Annotated in this window: 1 protein-coding gene; it reads right to left on the bottom strand. The window is 56.6% G+C overall.

Annotated features, from left to right (window positions below):
• The coding region (locus RMQ97_RS15515) for a hypothetical protein (protein ID WP_413661807.1) at positions 1 to 848 on the bottom strand (848 nt) is incomplete at both ends.

Genomic DNA, 848 nt, shown 5'->3' with positions numbered 1-848 from the left:
GATATTGCTGCGGGAATCGTAGCGATAGGAGGTGACGGTTTCTGGAAGTTCGAAGTCATCGCCGTAAACGGTGTCAGGATGCTGGGCAACATTGGTTCGAATTGATTCCAGGTTTCCGGTATTAAAGTAGGTGTAGTGGATCGCTTTGTCGTCGTTGTTCCAACCAATCCGTCGGGTCATACGACCTGAGCGATCATACTCAAAACCGCTCTGGAGGTTTCCGTAATTGGTCGAGTTAATCCGGCGCCCGAATTGATCGGTCAGCTCGATTAACTGGCGCGCTCCACTCGTGCCGGTTCCCCCGGTCGTACCAACAGCGGTGGTCGTTTTCTTCCAGGCTCCAAACACGGTCGCCAGACCCGTGGTCTCGCTCGTGCCATCCCACTCATAGGTATAGAGCTTTGTGTCGCCCCCGGCTGTAACGTTGCGGATCACCCGGCCTTCAATGTCGTAGGTGTCGCGAACATAACGCGGCGCGGCGTTGAACGTGTAACTGCGCTGCAGCTGGCGGCCGAATTCGTCATAGACAAAGCTGTCCTGCAGGAAGCCGGCCCGGTTTTGCATCACCATATTGCCGAAGACATCGAACTCCTGGGTGGTGATGCGACCGATCTGGTCGGTGATCCGGCGCGCCTCGCCATGGACGTCATACTCGGTGTAGACGCTGTTGCCGCCCACATCGATCATCTCTTTGATGAGGGCTTCGCCTCCCTCATACCCGGTTCCTTCCAGATTGACGAAACGGGTCAGGAACCCTCTGGCATTCGTCGACGCCACCAGTCGTCCGGATGCGTCATAATAGAAGCGTTCGGTCGGCGTTGCAGTGGACAGTGTGTTCTGCGCCGTGT

This window comes from Maricaulis sp. D1M11, assembly GCF_047308265.1.
Classification (GTDB): Bacteria; Pseudomonadota; Alphaproteobacteria; order Caulobacterales; family Maricaulaceae; genus Maricaulis.
This window is presented reverse-complemented; position numbering and strand designations above follow the sequence as displayed.